This window comes from Vibrio tetraodonis (genome assembly GCF_003350295.1).
GTDB lineage: Bacteria > Pseudomonadota > Gammaproteobacteria > Enterobacterales > Vibrionaceae > Vibrio > Vibrio tetraodonis.
This window is the reverse complement of record NZ_QLYY01000013.1, coordinates 169,660-183,738: the sequence shown is the minus strand read 5'-3', so window position 1 is coordinate 183,738 and position 14,079 is coordinate 169,660. Positions and strand designations below refer to the sequence as shown.

General features: G+C 42.8%; 13 protein-coding genes and 1 pseudogene. 11 read left to right on the top strand and 3 right to left on the bottom strand.

Going from position 1 to position 14,079, the window contains the following annotated elements:
- Positions 1 to 270, top strand: a pseudogene (locus DPF90_RS10490) (IS4 family transposase); the annotation flags it as partial.
- A gap of 45 nt (positions 271 to 315) precedes the next feature.
- Here DPF90_RS10490 and DPF90_RS10485 read toward each other — a convergent pair.
- The gene (locus DPF90_RS10485; RefSeq protein ID WP_114786285.1) at positions 316 to 1,872 is read right to left on the bottom strand and encodes a methyl-accepting chemotaxis protein; all 1,557 of its coding nucleotides are present in this window, start codon (positions 1,870 to 1,872) and stop codon (positions 316 to 318) included.
- Between the two features lie 337 nt (positions 1,873 to 2,209).
- Between DPF90_RS10485 and DPF90_RS10480 the strand changes: the two genes are divergently transcribed.
- The 9 genes from DPF90_RS10480 (at position 2,210) to parS (ending at position 12,485) form a co-directional block, all read left to right on the top strand.
- Positions 2,210 to 3,337 carry a response regulator gene (locus DPF90_RS10480; RefSeq protein ID WP_114786284.1) on the top strand — a complete coding sequence of 376 codons (1,128 nt, stop codon included), beginning with the start codon at positions 2,210 to 2,212 and terminating at the stop codon, positions 3,335 to 3,337.
- A 169-nt stretch (positions 3,338 to 3,506) separates the two neighbouring features.
- Positions 3,507 to 4,511: a response regulator gene (locus DPF90_RS10475; protein ID WP_114786283.1), complete on the top strand. Its 1,005-nt coding sequence runs from the start codon at positions 3,507 to 3,509 to the stop codon at positions 4,509 to 4,511.
- Positions 4,511 to 4,954 (top strand): PAS domain-containing protein, encoded by a 444-nt coding sequence (locus DPF90_RS10470; protein WP_114786282.1) that lies wholly within the window; start codon positions 4,511 to 4,513, stop codon positions 4,952 to 4,954. The genes DPF90_RS10475 and DPF90_RS10470 overlap by 1 nt, the downstream gene beginning before the upstream one ends.
- Positions 4,955 to 5,017: 63 nt before the next feature.
- A complete protein-coding gene (locus DPF90_RS10465) occupies positions 5,018 to 6,496 on the top strand; it encodes an NAD(P)H-hydrate dehydratase (protein ID WP_114786281.1) in 1,479 nt (492 codons plus the stop codon).
- 252 nt (positions 6,497 to 6,748) lie between these two features.
- Positions 6,749 to 7,792 carry a GMP reductase gene (locus DPF90_RS10460; protein WP_114786280.1) on the top strand — a complete coding sequence of 348 codons (1,044 nt, stop codon included), beginning with the start codon at positions 6,749 to 6,751 and terminating at the stop codon, positions 7,790 to 7,792.
- Between the two features lie 146 nt (positions 7,793 to 7,938).
- Positions 7,939 to 8,559, top strand: coding sequence for a TnsA endonuclease N-terminal domain-containing protein (locus DPF90_RS10455; RefSeq protein ID WP_114786279.1), 621 nt, complete (start codon positions 7,939 to 7,941; stop codon positions 8,557 to 8,559).
- Between the two features lie 2 nt (positions 8,560 to 8,561).
- Entirely contained in the window at positions 8,562 to 10,436 is a 1,875-nt protein-coding gene (locus tag DPF90_RS10450; RefSeq protein WP_114786278.1) for a Mu transposase C-terminal domain-containing protein, read from the top strand.
- A gap of 21 nt (positions 10,437 to 10,457) precedes the next feature.
- Positions 10,458 to 11,438 carry a TniB family NTP-binding protein gene (locus DPF90_RS10445; RefSeq protein ID WP_114786277.1) on the top strand — a complete coding sequence of 327 codons (981 nt, stop codon included), beginning with the start codon at positions 10,458 to 10,460 and terminating at the stop codon, positions 11,436 to 11,438.
- A gap of 621 nt (positions 11,439 to 12,059) precedes the next feature.
- Positions 12,060 to 12,485, top strand: a complete 426-nt coding sequence (gene parS, locus DPF90_RS10440) for a type II RES/Xre toxin-antitoxin system antitoxin (RefSeq protein WP_114786276.1) — start codon at positions 12,060 to 12,062, stop codon at positions 12,483 to 12,485.
- Between the two features lie 234 nt (positions 12,486 to 12,719).
- Here the strand turns inward: parS and DPF90_RS10435 are convergent, their stop codons facing one another.
- A complete protein-coding gene (locus DPF90_RS10435; protein ID WP_114786275.1) occupies positions 12,720 to 13,094 on the bottom strand; it encodes an MbcA/ParS/Xre antitoxin family protein in 375 nt (124 codons plus the stop codon).
- A 92-nt stretch (positions 13,095 to 13,186) separates the two neighbouring features.
- Between DPF90_RS10435 and DPF90_RS20515 the strand changes: the two genes are divergently transcribed.
- Positions 13,187 to 13,318: a hypothetical protein gene (locus DPF90_RS20515; protein WP_275895328.1), complete on the top strand. Its 132-nt coding sequence runs from the start codon at positions 13,187 to 13,189 to the stop codon at positions 13,316 to 13,318.
- A gap of 199 nt (positions 13,319 to 13,517) precedes the next feature.
- On the opposite strand, the gene DPF90_RS10430 is transcribed toward DPF90_RS20515, so the two are convergent.
- The gene (locus tag DPF90_RS10430; protein WP_114786274.1) at positions 13,518 to 13,907 is read right to left on the bottom strand and encodes an AbrB/MazE/SpoVT family DNA-binding domain-containing protein; all 390 of its coding nucleotides are present in this window, start codon (positions 13,905 to 13,907) and stop codon (positions 13,518 to 13,520) included.
- Between the last annotated feature and the right edge of the window lie 172 nt (positions 13,908 to 14,079).

The window sequence follows — 14,079 nt, the reverse complement described above, 5'->3', positions numbered from 1 at the left end:
GCCTATAATTTAGTACGTTTAGAAATGATTCATATTGCCGAAGATGCGAATGTAAGTCCAACTCGGGTTAGCTTCACAGCAGCAATAAATTTGATAGATGCCCAGTTGCGCTGGCTAGCGCTCAGCCCCGATGGCACTTTACCTGTTAGGCTCAAACAAATGCGAGAGAGCATCAGCCATTTCATTTTGCCAGATAAAAGAAAGGACCGAACGTTTCCACGTTCAGTCCTCTTTGTTCGGGCCAAATATCCATTTAAATATAAGTGTTAATACTTATCCGAACGGCATTATTCCAAATATGGAAGGCATTTATTTTTACAGCTTTCTAAACTGGCTAACAAGCTGGCCTTGAGAGTTTAAGTTATCAACTAAAGTCTCACATTCTTCCTTAGTATCACTGGCCAAGATATTGGTGGCAGAACATACCTCGCTAATGGATTGAACGCTCGAGTTCATATCCTCAGTAACACGAGCCATTTCTTCTATTGCGGTTGCTATTTGATTGTTTCGGTCTGAGATGTCTGTTACCTGATCGAATAATGCGTCTAGCTTTTCACCTGATGTGCTTGCGCAATTGACACAGACATCTGAAAGCTTGTTGCCCTCATCCATTGCCTGTACGGCTTTATCTGTGCTGGTTTGTATTAAATTAATGATATTTTGTATTTCTTCAGTCGATTCATGGCTTCGCTGTGCGAGTTTACGTACCTCGTCTGCAACGACTGCAAAACCCCGCCCTTGATCGCCTGCCCGAGCTGCCTCTATCGCTGCATTGAGAGCAAGTAGATTGGTTTGTTCAGCGACACCTTGAATGACGATAAGTACCTCGCCGATGGTACGTCCATGCTCTGAAAGTTGCTGAACCACTTCTGAGGCCACACCCAGCTGACGGGAAAGCTCATTCATCGAAGCAACAGTTTGTTCGACAGAGCCTTTGCCTTCGACGACTGCTTCGTTGGCTTTTTCCGTGGCATCTGACGCGTTTTGAGCATTTTGAGCAATCTCATGAGCGGTCGAATGCATTTGATTTATTGCAGCAGCCACTTGCTCAGTTTCAGATGTTTGCCCCGACAGGTTGTCTGCGGTTGTTTCGCAGTTTTGAGCAGATGACTGTGCAGCACCAGCGATTTGGTGATTGGAGTCCTGAATACGTCCCACAACGGCATTGAGCTCGGATTGTCTCATCTTAAGCGCTAAAGAGATTTCTGAGATATCATCAATATGACCGTTGTATACCAATTCCATTAGTGGGTTGTTAAATACTTCTCTGGCTTGAGCGGAAAGTGCTTCCAAACGACGAGTCAGCATATAGCCTGACAAAGTCGCTAATATAAAAAACAACCACACAGCTCCAATAGCTGAAAAGCTCGCGACTGTTGTCGCAATGATGCCGGAGCCAAGTAACGCGCCTGCCAGACGTTGCCATAACCGAGTTCTCGGCATTTTTAGCTTACTGGGCGTTTTACCTGCTTTTAACTGGGCATAGATTTTTTCAGCATTGGCCACATGTTGGCGACTTGGACATAAACGAACGGATTGGTACTCAGCGATTTGGCCGTTGACTTTTATAGGGGATGCAAAAGCATCGACCCAATAATGATCCCCATTCTTACAGCGATTTTTCACTATCCCCATCCAAGACTTTCCAGCCTTGAGAAAGTTCCACATATCGTTGAATGCTTCAGGCGGCATATCAGGGTGGCGAACGATGTTGTGTGGCTGATCCACGAGTTCGTCTAACGTGTACCCAGCAACATCACAAAACTCTTTACTGGCATAAGTGATATGACTACTGGTTTTGGTAATCGAAAGTAAATTATATTCTGGTGGATAAGTGACTTCTTTCTGAGTCACGGGTTCGTTAACACGCATTGTGTTTACCTGCTTATTTTTGACTAACCAATATTGATATATTAGTCATTAGTATATGCACAAAAATGGATATTTGAAAAATCCATGGTGCATTTGAATTTAGTTGTCTTGTTCTAATCGCTGTTTATCGTTAATAAATGTCTATTTTATATATAACTGTTTAAAAGTGAGAGTAGACATTGATTATGCATCTCCTTGACGAGGACGAGTTGTACTTCGATACTTACAAGATTCGAAAGCTTACTAGTCACATTCGAGCTTAGAATTATTTGTTCGGAACAGATTTTAAATGACTGACTTGTATGGCTTTTGTTAAATTCTGATGTCAGGAGTAGGCGTGGAAGAGCATCTGGCTAGCGTATTGATTGTTGATGATAATGCTGAAAATAGAGTGTTGCTCAGCGGATTGTTGAAACCACATTATCGTGTGTTTGTCTCTACTGGGGGCAAACAGGCGCTAAATATTTGCACGAAAAAACAGCCTGATATCGTGTTGTTAGATGTAATGATGCCAGAGATGGATGGTTATGAGGTGTGCGAACAGCTAAAAAAAGACCCTGTAACCTGTGACATCCCTATAATATTTTTGACTGCCAAGTCTGAAATTGAAAACGAGCAACGAGGCTTTGAAGTCGGGGGAGTCGATTATATTCACAAGCCTGTCAGCCCACCGATATTGCTTTCTCGTATCAATACACACCTGAAACTAAAACATGCGGTTAGTGCTCTCGAAGAGCAAAATGAGCGCTTGGAAGAGCGAGTAAAAGAGCGTACTTACGAGTTAGAAATGTTGCAGAACGCAACGATTGGCGCCATGGCCTCGTTGGCAGAGACTCGTGATAACGAAACAGGAAACCATATTCGCCGCACCCAAAACTACGTAAAGGTACTTGCGGAAGAGCTGGTCAGTATGGGTCATTATGTTGATGAGCTAACCCCAGAGTCGATTAATTTGCTCTATCGGTCGGCTCCGCTGCATGACATTGGTAAAGTGGGGATTCCAGACGAAGTCTTGCTCAAGCCGGGCCGCCTGACATCAGAAGAGTTCGAAGTAATGAAACGCCACACAATTCTCGGTCGAGCCGTGTTGATGTCGGTAGAAGATTCGATTGATTTCAAGTGTGAGTTTTTAAGCTTGGCTAAAGAAATTGCTTATAGCCATCAGGAGAAATGGGACGGTAGCGGATACCCAGAAGGGTTAAAGGGCACGGATATTCCTTTGAGTGCTCGTTTAATGGCGCTGGCTGATGTTTATGACGCTCTGATTTGCGAGCGAGTCTATAAACCCGCGTTTCCCCACGACAAGGCACTTGAAATTATCGCAGAGGGCGAGGGCACACATTTCGAACCTTTGGTGGTCCAAGCTTTCCTTAACATAGAAAACGTATTTAGAGAGATAGCGGCCAAATATAGAGATGAAAACTTTGACGAAGACGTATTCAACTCTGGAGCTGACGATGAATAGTAGTAAGCGGCTGGTGTGGTTTTTACCATCTGCTAGTCAATGTGTTGTGGTTTGGCAACATTAATTTTTCTGCTCGGATCTTGTGTATTTTTTGCTTTAACCACTTCGAGATCCTGAGCATCTGTTACACTGAAATTATTGATAAACTTGTTATTGATTAGGTGCATTCATGTCTTTACCTGTTCTCATCTGTGATGACTCTGCGCTCGCCCGCAAGCAAATGGCGCGATCACTGCCCCCCGCTTTAAATGCAGAAATCACTTTTGCTGTACATGGCCTTGACGCTTTGGAGCAGTTGGAACAGAACGAATTCAAAATCATGTTTCTTGATTTAACCATGCCTGAGCTTGATGGCTTTGGTACCTTAGATGAGATTCAGGCTCGCGGTATTGACATCAAAGTTGTGGTGGTTTCGGGTGATATTCAACCCAAGGCGAAAGAACGTGTGATGGCTTCTGGCGCTAAAGCTTTTATCCAGAAGCCGATAGACAAAGACATACTCAATGGTGTGCTCAAAGAGCTTGTTGAACCTTCCTCTCAGCCGCAAATGGTCGCTCCTGCGCCACTCGATCTGCCTGTCCTTAAACGTCGCGACATATACCGAGAAGTAGCAAACGTTGCGATTGGTGTTGCGGCGGATGCGCTTGCACGGCATTTTGATGTATTTGTGCACCTTCCACTGCCGAACGTAAATATTTTGGAAGTCAGTGAACTGCAAATGGCGCTGAGAGATTTGGCCGATAACGACCAAGTGTCTGGAGTCTGTCAAGGCTTTAGCGGTGAAGGGTTAGCAGGGGAAGCTCTCGTGCTCTTGAGTGACTCGAGTGTGTGCGACCTTAAAAAATTGATGAAGGTGCCTGCTGAAAGTGAAGAGCTTGAAGAACTTGAGCTCTTAATGGATGTGTCGAATATCTTGGTAGGCTCGTTCCTTAACGGCTTGGGTAAGCAAGCGGAAGTGCGTTTTTTTCAAAGTTCACCAGAGTTGTTGGGCCAACATATCTCAATAGACTCGATTATTAAAAATACAGAAGGCGCGTTTCAAAAGACCATGACTTTTGAAGTAAGCTACAACATTGATGGTACGGCAATTCGCTGTGATTTATTGTTTATGTTCGTTGATGAATCGCTCCCATTACTCGACGACAAGTTATCCTACTTAATGGAGGACTTCTGATGGTCAACCTTCCTGCCGAATTTGAGCAGTTTCATTGGATGGTCGATATGGTTCAAAACGTCGACTTGGGTTTGATAGTCATTAACAGAGAATACAAAGTTCAAGTATGGAATGGCTTTATGACTCACCACAGCGGTCTGCATGGTCATGATGCGATTGATAAATCCATTTTCGAGATCTTTCCTGAAATACCAGAAGAGTGGTTTAAAATGAAGGCTAAGCCTGTCTATGATCTAGGTTGTCGCAGCTTTATTACTTGGCATCAGCGCCAATACTTGTTTAAGTGCCGAAATGTTCGACCTGTTACCCAACAAGCGAAATACATGTACCAAAATATCACGTTGAACCCCATGAGAACCCCGACGGGCGAAATAAAGTCTTTGTTCTTATCCATACAAGATGCGACTTCAGAGGCGTTAAGTGTACTTAATCAAAGTAAATGATATCGCAGATATGATTAAATAAGGGTCAGATTAGTCTGGCCCTTATTACGTTTAGGAGAACACATGTCATCAAGTATTCCGCTTTATCGCGCCGAACAAGTTAAATCAGGAGAAGTAAAGGCGGCAAAAGCTAACTCCATTGACATGCATGAGCTGATGCGAAGAGCCGGAAAGGCGGTATTTGATCTAATGTGTCACCAATACCCAGATTGTAGCCGAGTGCTGGTGGTATGTGGTGGTGGTAACAACGGCGGTGATGGTTATGTGATTGCCAAGTTAGCCCTTGAGGCCGGAATGCAGGTTTGTGTCTGGCAAAGTGTTGATAAAGACAAGCTCTCTGGTGATGCGCTAACCGCTTATCATGATTTTCTCGCCGCAGGCGGTGAGACGCAAGCGCCGGATCTTGACCAAGAATTAGCCTTTGACTGTATTATTGATGCTCTGCTCGGAACTGGTCTCAAAGGTGAAGTAAGACCCAGCGCTGCTCAACTGATAGAAAAATTGAACAATAGTGGCGCAGACATTTTGTCTGTCGATGTGCCATCAGGGCTATCCAGTGATACTGGCCGAAGTTTGGGAGTGAGTATTAATGCCAAGCATACGGTGTCCTTTATTGGCCTTAAATGTGGCCTGTTTACGGGTCAATCACGTGATTATGTAGGCGAAGTTCATTTTTGCGGTTTGGGTGTTGAAGATGTGTTTGATAAGCAAAACACCCAAATAGCGCACCTTCTTAATTCTGTTTGTGATTTTGCGCCTTTAGAAACACGACGCAAGTCTGCTCATAAAGGTCACCATGGTAAAGCACTCATTATTGGTGGAAACCAAGGTATGGGCGGCGCTGCCTTGCTAAGCAGTCAAGCCTGTATGCGAGTTGGGGCAGGGTTAAGCGCACTTCTCACTCACCCAGATAATACGCTTGCCTCAATCATTGCTTGCCCTGAAGTGATGGCGGCGTCGTGGGAAGATAAAAACCAGCTAGAACATAGGCTTAATCAGTGGTGTGACTGTATCGCGATAGGGCCTGGGCTTGGCACTGACAGCACGGCAAAAAAGATGTTTGAGAGCGTCTGCTCATTAAAGCTTAATAAAGTATTTGATGCCGATGCATTGAACCTATTGGCTTCTCATCCCAGCAAAGATAACCAAAGAATTCTTACACCTCATCCTGGCGAAGCCGCTAGATTGCTGGGTTGTTCGATTAAAGATATTGAAAGCGATCGATACCGAGCGATAGAAAAACTGCATGTTCAATACGGCGGCGTAATTGTGCTAAAAGGTGCGGGCACCTTGATATTCGATGGTAAAACTATGTATGTTTGTAATGCGGGCAACCCTGGAATGGCGAGCGCAGGAATGGGCGATGTGCTTACCGGGGTAATCATAGGTCTGTTAGCTCAAGGCGACAATACTTTGAGTGCGGCAGTAAAAGGGGTGATGATTCATAGTCTTGCAGCAGACAAAGATGCTGAGAAAAACGGACAACGAGGGCTATGCGCCAGTGATTTGTTGCCACATATACGGTTTTTGGCTAATGATTAAAAGAGGTAGACAGGGGTGATTACAAAGCAGTCTAGAGGTGAAATTTGGTTTGCAAACATTCGAAATGGTACCACAAAAAAATTGCAAATATCAGTCTTGCGGGAAATAAATCACAGCCTATAATGCTGAAAACCGGAGCGTCTGCCAACGCTCCGGTTTTTTTGTGTCCGAAAAACAGTAATCGCGTCTGCCAACGCTTTTACACCGCAGTTTGTCAGTGACACTTACACTATCGAATCAAGGAAATGCACAATGCGTATCGAACAAGAACTTAAGTTAGGTTTTAAAGACGTACTCTTTCGCCCAAAGCGATCAACGCTCAAAAGCCGTTCTCAAGTTGAATTAACCCGCGATTTTACCTTCAAGCACAGCGGCCGTCAATGGTCAGGCACCCCTGTAATTGCAGCCAATATGGACTCTGTCGGTAGCTTTGCAATGGCCAAAGCGCTTGCCGAGCATGGTGTGATGACCGCGGTTCACAAGCATTACACGGTTGATGATTGGGCTGAATTTGTTAAAAGTGCCGATAGCCAAACGCTGAAAAACGTCATGGTTTCAACTGGCACCTCGGAAGCTGACTTTCAAAAGACCAAAGACATTATGGCACTAAGTGATGAGCTTATCTTTATCTGTATCGATATTGCCAATGGTTACTCAGAGCATCTGGTTGAATACATTGAAAAAGTCAGAATCGCCTTTCCAGATAAAGTGATTTCAGCTGGTAATGTGGTCACGGGCGACATGTGTGAAGAGTTGATTTTAGCCGGTGCAGATATCGTAAAAGTCGGCATTGGTCCTGGCTCTGTCTGTACCACACGAGTAAAAACAGGTGTTGGTTACCCTCAGCTTTCAGCCATTATTGAATGTGGCGATGCGGCCCACGGCCTTGGCGGCATGATCATTGGTGACGGTGGCTGCTCATGCGCAGGCGATGTAGCAAAAGCCTTCGGCGGCGGCGCCGATTTTGTGATGCTCGGCGGTATGTTAGCTGGTCATGAGGAATCAGGCGGCGAACTGATTGAAAAAGACGGCCAAACCATGATGAAATTCTACGGCATGTCGTCAGAGTCGGCGATGAAGAAGCATTCAGGCGGTGTCGCCCAGTACCGCGCGGCCGAAGGAAAAACGGTACTATTGCCATTTCGTGGCAGTGTTCACGGCACTATTTCAGACATCCTTGGCGGCGTGCGTTCAACCTGCACCTATGTAGGCGCAGCAAAGCTTAAAGAGCTTACCAAACGTACAACTTTTATCCGTGTACAAGAGCAAGAGAATAACGTGTTCGGGAAAGAGTAATCTGGCGATTATTCAGAAATACTGTAAAAGCAACCATATGTTGCCTTTACGAAACCATACCCTGAAATAAAAACAACCATACCTTGAAAAAGCTCAAAAAGCATACAATGCTTACGTAAGTTTACTACAGGTATGGTTGTTATGTTATGAAAAAGCGAATTCTTAGAAACTCCTCAATTAAAAACATTTCACGCTTTGTCAGCCTAAAAACTGACTCCATCCATACCGTAGAATCCGATTTAGAGTTTGATGCTTGTTTTCATTTCGAATTTTCACATCAGATCACAAATTTTGAAGCGCAACCCTTAGGCTTTGAGTATTACTTCGAAGGTAAGAAACGCAGATATACTCCTGACTTTTTAGTAACTTACAACGACACATATCAACCATTTTATGAGATTAAACCAAAGTGCATTGCGGAAACCGAAGAATTCAAAGAGACTTTCTCCGTGAAAAGAGAGCAAGCCCTTAGTATGGGCAATGATCTAAAAGTTTTGACTCAGGACGATATCCAAATATATCCGTTGCTCGATAACTTGAAGATCATCCACCGCTATGCTTGCGATGACCGTCTTAATTCGCTCCAGCACCAGATATTGAGCTTATTAAGGAAATATGGAGAGCTTCGAATAGAGCAAATTGTTAAATACTCTTCAGTTCATTCTTCTAGATCACTACCAGCTCTTTACGACCTGATTGCTAGACAACTTTTGACAATTGATATGCATCAGCCGATTGACTGGCAAACTCCGATTTGGAGCTCATAGATATGAGTGATGAAGACACTGAGAGATTTGGTGAGCTGTTTCCAAGCTCTCGTTCTGGTATTGCATCTAAGCCGATGGAAAAGTTATCGCTTCCTCTTTGGAAAGACGTCGATCTAGTTTTCAAGGATGTGTTTGGTGCAAGTGAAGAGCGTAGAGATGAAGCCATACATAGGTACAACGTTCTAGAACTTCTTATTGAGCGGTATGGAAAAAATTTTTCTAAGAAGGAAATCGATGACGCATTCCCAATTTTAGAAGAAAAGTTCGGTTCAACTACGCCTTCAGCAAGCAGTATTTACCGATACTGGAGAGCTTTTAAAAAATCGGATTTCCAGCTGTCATCTCTTATACCCAAAGTCACAGCTGGAAACACGGATAAAAACGTACCGGAAGAACTTGAGCCATTAATTCAAGAAGCAATTAAAGATTATTTTTCAGCTGAAGAGCAAACGGCTGCTTCCGCATATCTCACACTTGAAACTGAAGTTTCTAAGTATAACGAAACTAATGATACTCAGTACAGTTTGTTTTCAATACAATCATTTAGGAACAGGTTGAGAAAGCACTCTGAGTACGAAAAAATTGTGCTTAGGAAGGGGAAAAGTGCGGCTGATGCGACATTTAGGAAAGTTGGTCAAAGACCCGCAACAACACGAGCGCTGGAACGAGTAGAGGCAGATCATACCAGACTTGATTTATTCGTTATTGATGAACGCCATGGTATACCGTTGGGGAGGCCTTGGCTTACACTTTTATACGACACTCATACAAAGAGTATTATCGGCTTCTACTTAGGATTTGAGCCACCGAGCTACCTTTCAGTCTCATTAGCTCTTGAAAACTCTATTCTACCGAAAGATTACGTCAAAGAACTATATCCCTCGGTAGAAGGGGTTTGGCTTTGTTATGGTCTCCCAGAACATTTAATTGTCGACAACGGTGCTGAGTTTAACAGTGTTGACTTCAAAATCGCGTGCAAAGAGCTGAAAATAAAGGTGAAGAAAAATCCAACTAAAAAACCTTGGCTAAAGGGATCAGTAGAGCGTTACTTTCGCACAATCAATAATCGACTCTTGTCTAGGATACCTGGAAAGAGTTTTACTAACATATTTGAAAGGAAAGACTACGATCCGCTTAAAAATGCCGTAATCGACAGTTTCCTTCTTCAAGAAATGATTCATATTTGGATAGTTGATATGTATCAAAATGGGAAAAATGGGCTTGAAAACAATATCCCGAACCTGAGTTGGCTTGATGCTGTCAATTCTTCAATTCCTCCACGTCCTTTCAAAGGTTCCAGAGAGGAATTGAAGTTTAACCTAGGGAAAAACCGCGAGGTATCTCTCGATAAGAATGGGATTAGGCTTGGTACAACAGTACGCTACTCTAGTGCTCGGCTGGCAAGATATTTTGGAGAAGCAACTTGTAAAGACATGAAAAGCGTACGTGTGAGAATCAAGTATGATCCTAGCTGTCTTGGTAGGGTGTATGTACTTGATGAAACGAAAGAAGAGTTTTTTGCTGTAGAGGCAATTGATGCTGACTACGCCTATTCTGTTTCTGAGTGGTTACACAAGACTTGTTGTAACTACGCAAGGCAATATATTCGAAAGAATTACAATCACAGAGATGTCGTTGAAGCTTGGCGTAAAATCCTCGAAATCATTGACCAGGCATTTGAAAAAACTGGTCAGAACCAGCAGCGAAATTCTTTAGGCACAATAACTACATCCCGTGTGCAGCGCGTGAAAGAGCACACTAAAAGAGCATCTTCCGTAGCGAAAGCACAACAGCAAGATAAAAGTATCAAATCGGAACTTGATGATGAGTTCGATTGGGATATTGAAGTCAATACTAGTGGTTGGTCAATAGAGTGAATTGTCATTGAGGTAGTTGATATGGAGTGTCAAAAAGTTGAAACAACAGCTGATAAAGTCAAACAGATCTTTATCCAAAACCCCAAGATTACCGATATCATTGACGATATTTCAGACTGTCGAGAGTTCAGTGACGGTATCCATGAGCCAGACTGTATGATTGTCGTAGGAGATACGGGTGCCGGTAAAACAACGTTAATTGATAAATACTTAGCTAAAAACCCTCGTTCTGAAACAAATGATGGCTCTATCATACCTATTTTGTCCACATCACTTCCTCCAAATGCCACCCCAATAACAGCTTCTGAACAATTGTTATCTGATCTTGGAGACCCGCTAGCTTTCTCAAGAGGGAATGATCCGGTCAAAATAGCGAAAGAAATGAGTGATTTAATGAAATTGTGTGGAGTGGAGTTAATCATTATTGATGAATTTCAGCACATGATTGACAGGAAAAATAAACAAATCTTACATAGCGCTGCTGATTGGTTGAAAATGCTAATCGTTCGTTCGAAGATTCCAGTGGTGCTGTTTGGGATGCCTTACTCAGTGCTGATTTTGGAGGCAAATAACCAATTAGCGGGGCGCTTTGAGTTACAACATACACTAGAGCCTTTTCGATTGAACAATAAAGAAAATCGCACTCTTTATAAAACTTTTCTTACAATGCTTGATGAAGCGCTTCCGTTTCATGAATCCTCAGCTCTTGCATCCCCTGAGATGATGAAACGTATATACGCCTTCTCTCAAGGTAATTTACGACGCATAAGAAAGCTAATTAATAGGTCAAGCCGCCTCGCATTACGAGATAAATCAAATAAGATTTTACTCGAGCATTTTGCCAACGCGGCTCCAAAAGTTAGTAAGGCTGCATGCGAAAAACAAAACCCTTTTCGGGTAAGCGTGAACGAGCTAAAGATTAACCAGCCGCCTAAAGACATCGGATGGGAGAACTATCTTAACCAGCAAGAACAGGACATCTCCCCTAGAGACATATTTTGAAGTGCTTTGTTGATCCAGTGTCAGGAAAAGCCGATGCCACAAAAAACCTATGCCACTAATACCTCGTTTTTGGACATTTCTGAGTTATGAACCATACAGAGCCCTGATTTTTCCGATTATTTCTGGTATTGTAACCAAGCGACCAGCCTACATGTGGCAGGCCAAATTCCCTTATTCACTACATTATAGCTTTCCTAGCAAGATCTGAAAAATTATCTAATTGTTCTTTTGAGTTAATGGAATTGGGGTCGGTATTAGTGATTCTAATCCAGCCTATTTTCTTATCTCTAAGTGTTCTAGCCAATTCTCCGGAAAGAGGACTGATCTGCTCCAGTCTGACTAGAGCAGATCAGTCCTCTGATGGTTTATATAGACGCGCTAATTATTACTAGCGAACAATCCTATCAGTTCCTCTATTATAGCTGTGTTCCATGAACCACTGCTCGTTTATATCATTTACAACAATTCGTGCTTGGATTAGTTCTAGTGAGCAAAGCCAGCTTGCTATTAATTGAAAAGATTATGCAACTAGCAAACGTCGAAACATTTCCGTGTTAAAGTTATCAGGCTACGTCATATGTCACCTATTGTGTAAATGTAGTTAGATTCGGAGGTACTTTAATGTTCAGTGCAGCTTATGAAATGCTCGGAGGTGAGAAGCGTAAAGCTCAGAGCGTAATTGATAGTCTAAAAATTATTCGTCAAGGGCTTCCTGTTAAAACGCTGGATAGAGGAATGTTAACTCTTGGTTTGACTAAGAAAGATTACGCGAAAATTATTGGCGTTAATCTGCGTACTCTCCAGCGAAAAATGAAAGAGCCGAACGCAACGCTAAGCCCAACGGCCAGTGAACATGCTCTTATGCTTGCAGGTATGGTCAAAGAAGCAGATGAGTATTTTGGTGATCGTGATGTGACATTACGCTGGTTAAATAAACCCAGTTTGGTGTTTGAAAACGAAACTCCACTTTCACTCTGTGACACAAAAACCGGTATCATTCTGGTGACAGAAGAGATCAATAAGTTGACGTACGGATATACGGCTTAAATAGAAACCTACCGATTGTCACAAAGCAACTTTTCTGACACCGCAGGGAAAGTTGGTCTGTTTGGTTCTACGACATAGGTTCTTAGACAGACTATGATTGGGTACAAGCGGCGTGTTAGTGTTAGTTAGTTCCAGCCCATGTAGCGTATCTTTGCCTTGCAAAGTAGGCTTCATCTGGAAAGATTTGACTAATGGCTCAACATATCAACCTGATTTTTTTGAGATAAAAGCATCTCAAGAAAAATCACCATACTTGATACGATTTAATGCATCTAAAACGCGTTTTAAATCACCGTTAAGTACAACTTCTAGCGGAGTTAGCCCAGATAGCGCTGGAATTGCGGAAGTTAACCATTCTGCTCTCAAACCAGAGTCCTCAAACACATCCTCCATTTGCTCTTTTAAAGTAGGATGTTGTGAAAGAATGTACTCTATAGACTTCGACTGGGTATCATCCTCAAGCTCAACTTTGCGTAAAGTCCATGAGCCATCGTTATTGTCGAGCCATTCGATTTGATCGCCTTCTTCCCATTGCAATTCTTCTTGCAGTATTTCTGGAATGTTGAAGAAAGCTTCACCATCACAGGTCTTCTCAATTTTAACTTTCATTGCTGCTTAGAACCTTATTCTATTCACATGGTGATTTTATGACACGCTTAGCCTAGTATACCAAAAAGAGATTGCCACTAATTGGAACGAACATGCAACTTGCACAATTATGGGCTAGCGTTGTCCAACAGGCTGTTGCCCAATTGGATGGCAACCAAGAACATTACTCTTTGTTATCTAAAAGTGAGCAGACTCTCAAAAGGTTTGGGCCAAAACCAAGCTAGGACTGATTAACCCTTAGAACCAAAGTTTCAAATGATTGTTAAGAAATTAAGAGGTAAATGATTGAAATGGCAGTAACGGGGACAAATACACACCAGGTTAAAAGCTGTAGCTGTTTGGTTGACTGCCTTAATCCAGAAACATCCCTTTTGAGCTTATCTACATTATTGCTGTGACACTTATTAGTGCATTTACTCATCACTAGTACCTTTTTTTAAGGGCTATCGAGTCATATCCGTGCTCAAGGCCACGAATTGCTTCACGCAAATCACTCTTATGTGATGAGTTTAAATTAGCAATGACTCGACCAATTTCATTAGCTAAATCGCAAAGCTCAATATCCCCATCAGGAAGACTATCGAGAGCTAAGGTGAGGTCTGAAACGAAAGTGTGTCGATTCACCAAATTTGAACCGGGCTCACCGAAAACCTCATTTCGGTCAGCCATAAAATCATCGGTAACCCGTTCGACGCCGTCGGCGAAAGATACCCAATCAAGCTTTGTTTCACTCTTGGCAATCAAATCAGTGTGGGCATTATAAGGAGTTATTCCTTCTAACAGCTCTTTTTCGGTCAACTTTTTCTTGCTCATCGCATACAGCCTGACAGGGTAATTAGATTAGTTGCAGTATAGCAAAATCAGCTAGACTGCCGTTAGTGTGAATGCGTGGAAACAAACTTAGGGCAGATATAAGTTGTTGCAGAACCTGCAATAACTGAGCTTTATCGTTGTTCAGGAAATTATTACAACAGTTCAACTACCG

Coding starts and splice junctions, on each gene's coding strand:
- DPF90_RS10485 (WP_114786285.1), bottom strand. CDS start 1,872: ATGCGTGTTAACGAACCCGTGACTCAGAAAGAAGTCACTTATCCACCA.
- DPF90_RS10475 (WP_114786283.1), top strand. CDS start 3,507: ATGTCTTTACCTGTTCTCATCTGTGATGACTCTGCGCTCGCCCGCAAG.
- DPF90_RS10470 (WP_114786282.1), top strand. CDS start 4,511: ATGGTCAACCTTCCTGCCGAATTTGAGCAGTTTCATTGGATGGTCGAT.
- DPF90_RS10465 (WP_114786281.1), top strand. CDS start 5,018: ATGTCATCAAGTATTCCGCTTTATCGCGCCGAACAAGTTAAATCAGGA.
- DPF90_RS10460 (WP_114786280.1), top strand. CDS start 6,749: ATGCGTATCGAACAAGAACTTAAGTTAGGTTTTAAAGACGTACTCTTT.
- DPF90_RS10455 (WP_114786279.1), top strand. CDS start 7,939: ATGAAAAAGCGAATTCTTAGAAACTCCTCAATTAAAAACATTTCACGC.
- DPF90_RS10450 (WP_114786278.1), top strand. CDS start 8,562: ATGAGTGATGAAGACACTGAGAGATTTGGTGAGCTGTTTCCAAGCTCT.
- DPF90_RS10445 (WP_114786277.1), top strand. CDS start 10,458: ATGGAGTGTCAAAAAGTTGAAACAACAGCTGATAAAGTCAAACAGATC.
- parS (WP_114786276.1), top strand. CDS start 12,060: ATGTTCAGTGCAGCTTATGAAATGCTCGGAGGTGAGAAGCGTAAAGCT.
- DPF90_RS10435 (WP_114786275.1), bottom strand. CDS start 13,094: ATGAAAGTTAAAATTGAGAAGACCTGTGATGGTGAAGCTTTCTTCAAC.
- DPF90_RS20515 (WP_275895328.1), top strand. CDS start 13,187: ATGCAACTTGCACAATTATGGGCTAGCGTTGTCCAACAGGCTGTTGCC.
- DPF90_RS10430 (WP_114786274.1), bottom strand. CDS start 13,907: ATGAGCAAGAAAAAGTTGACCGAAAAAGAGCTGTTAGAAGGAATAACT.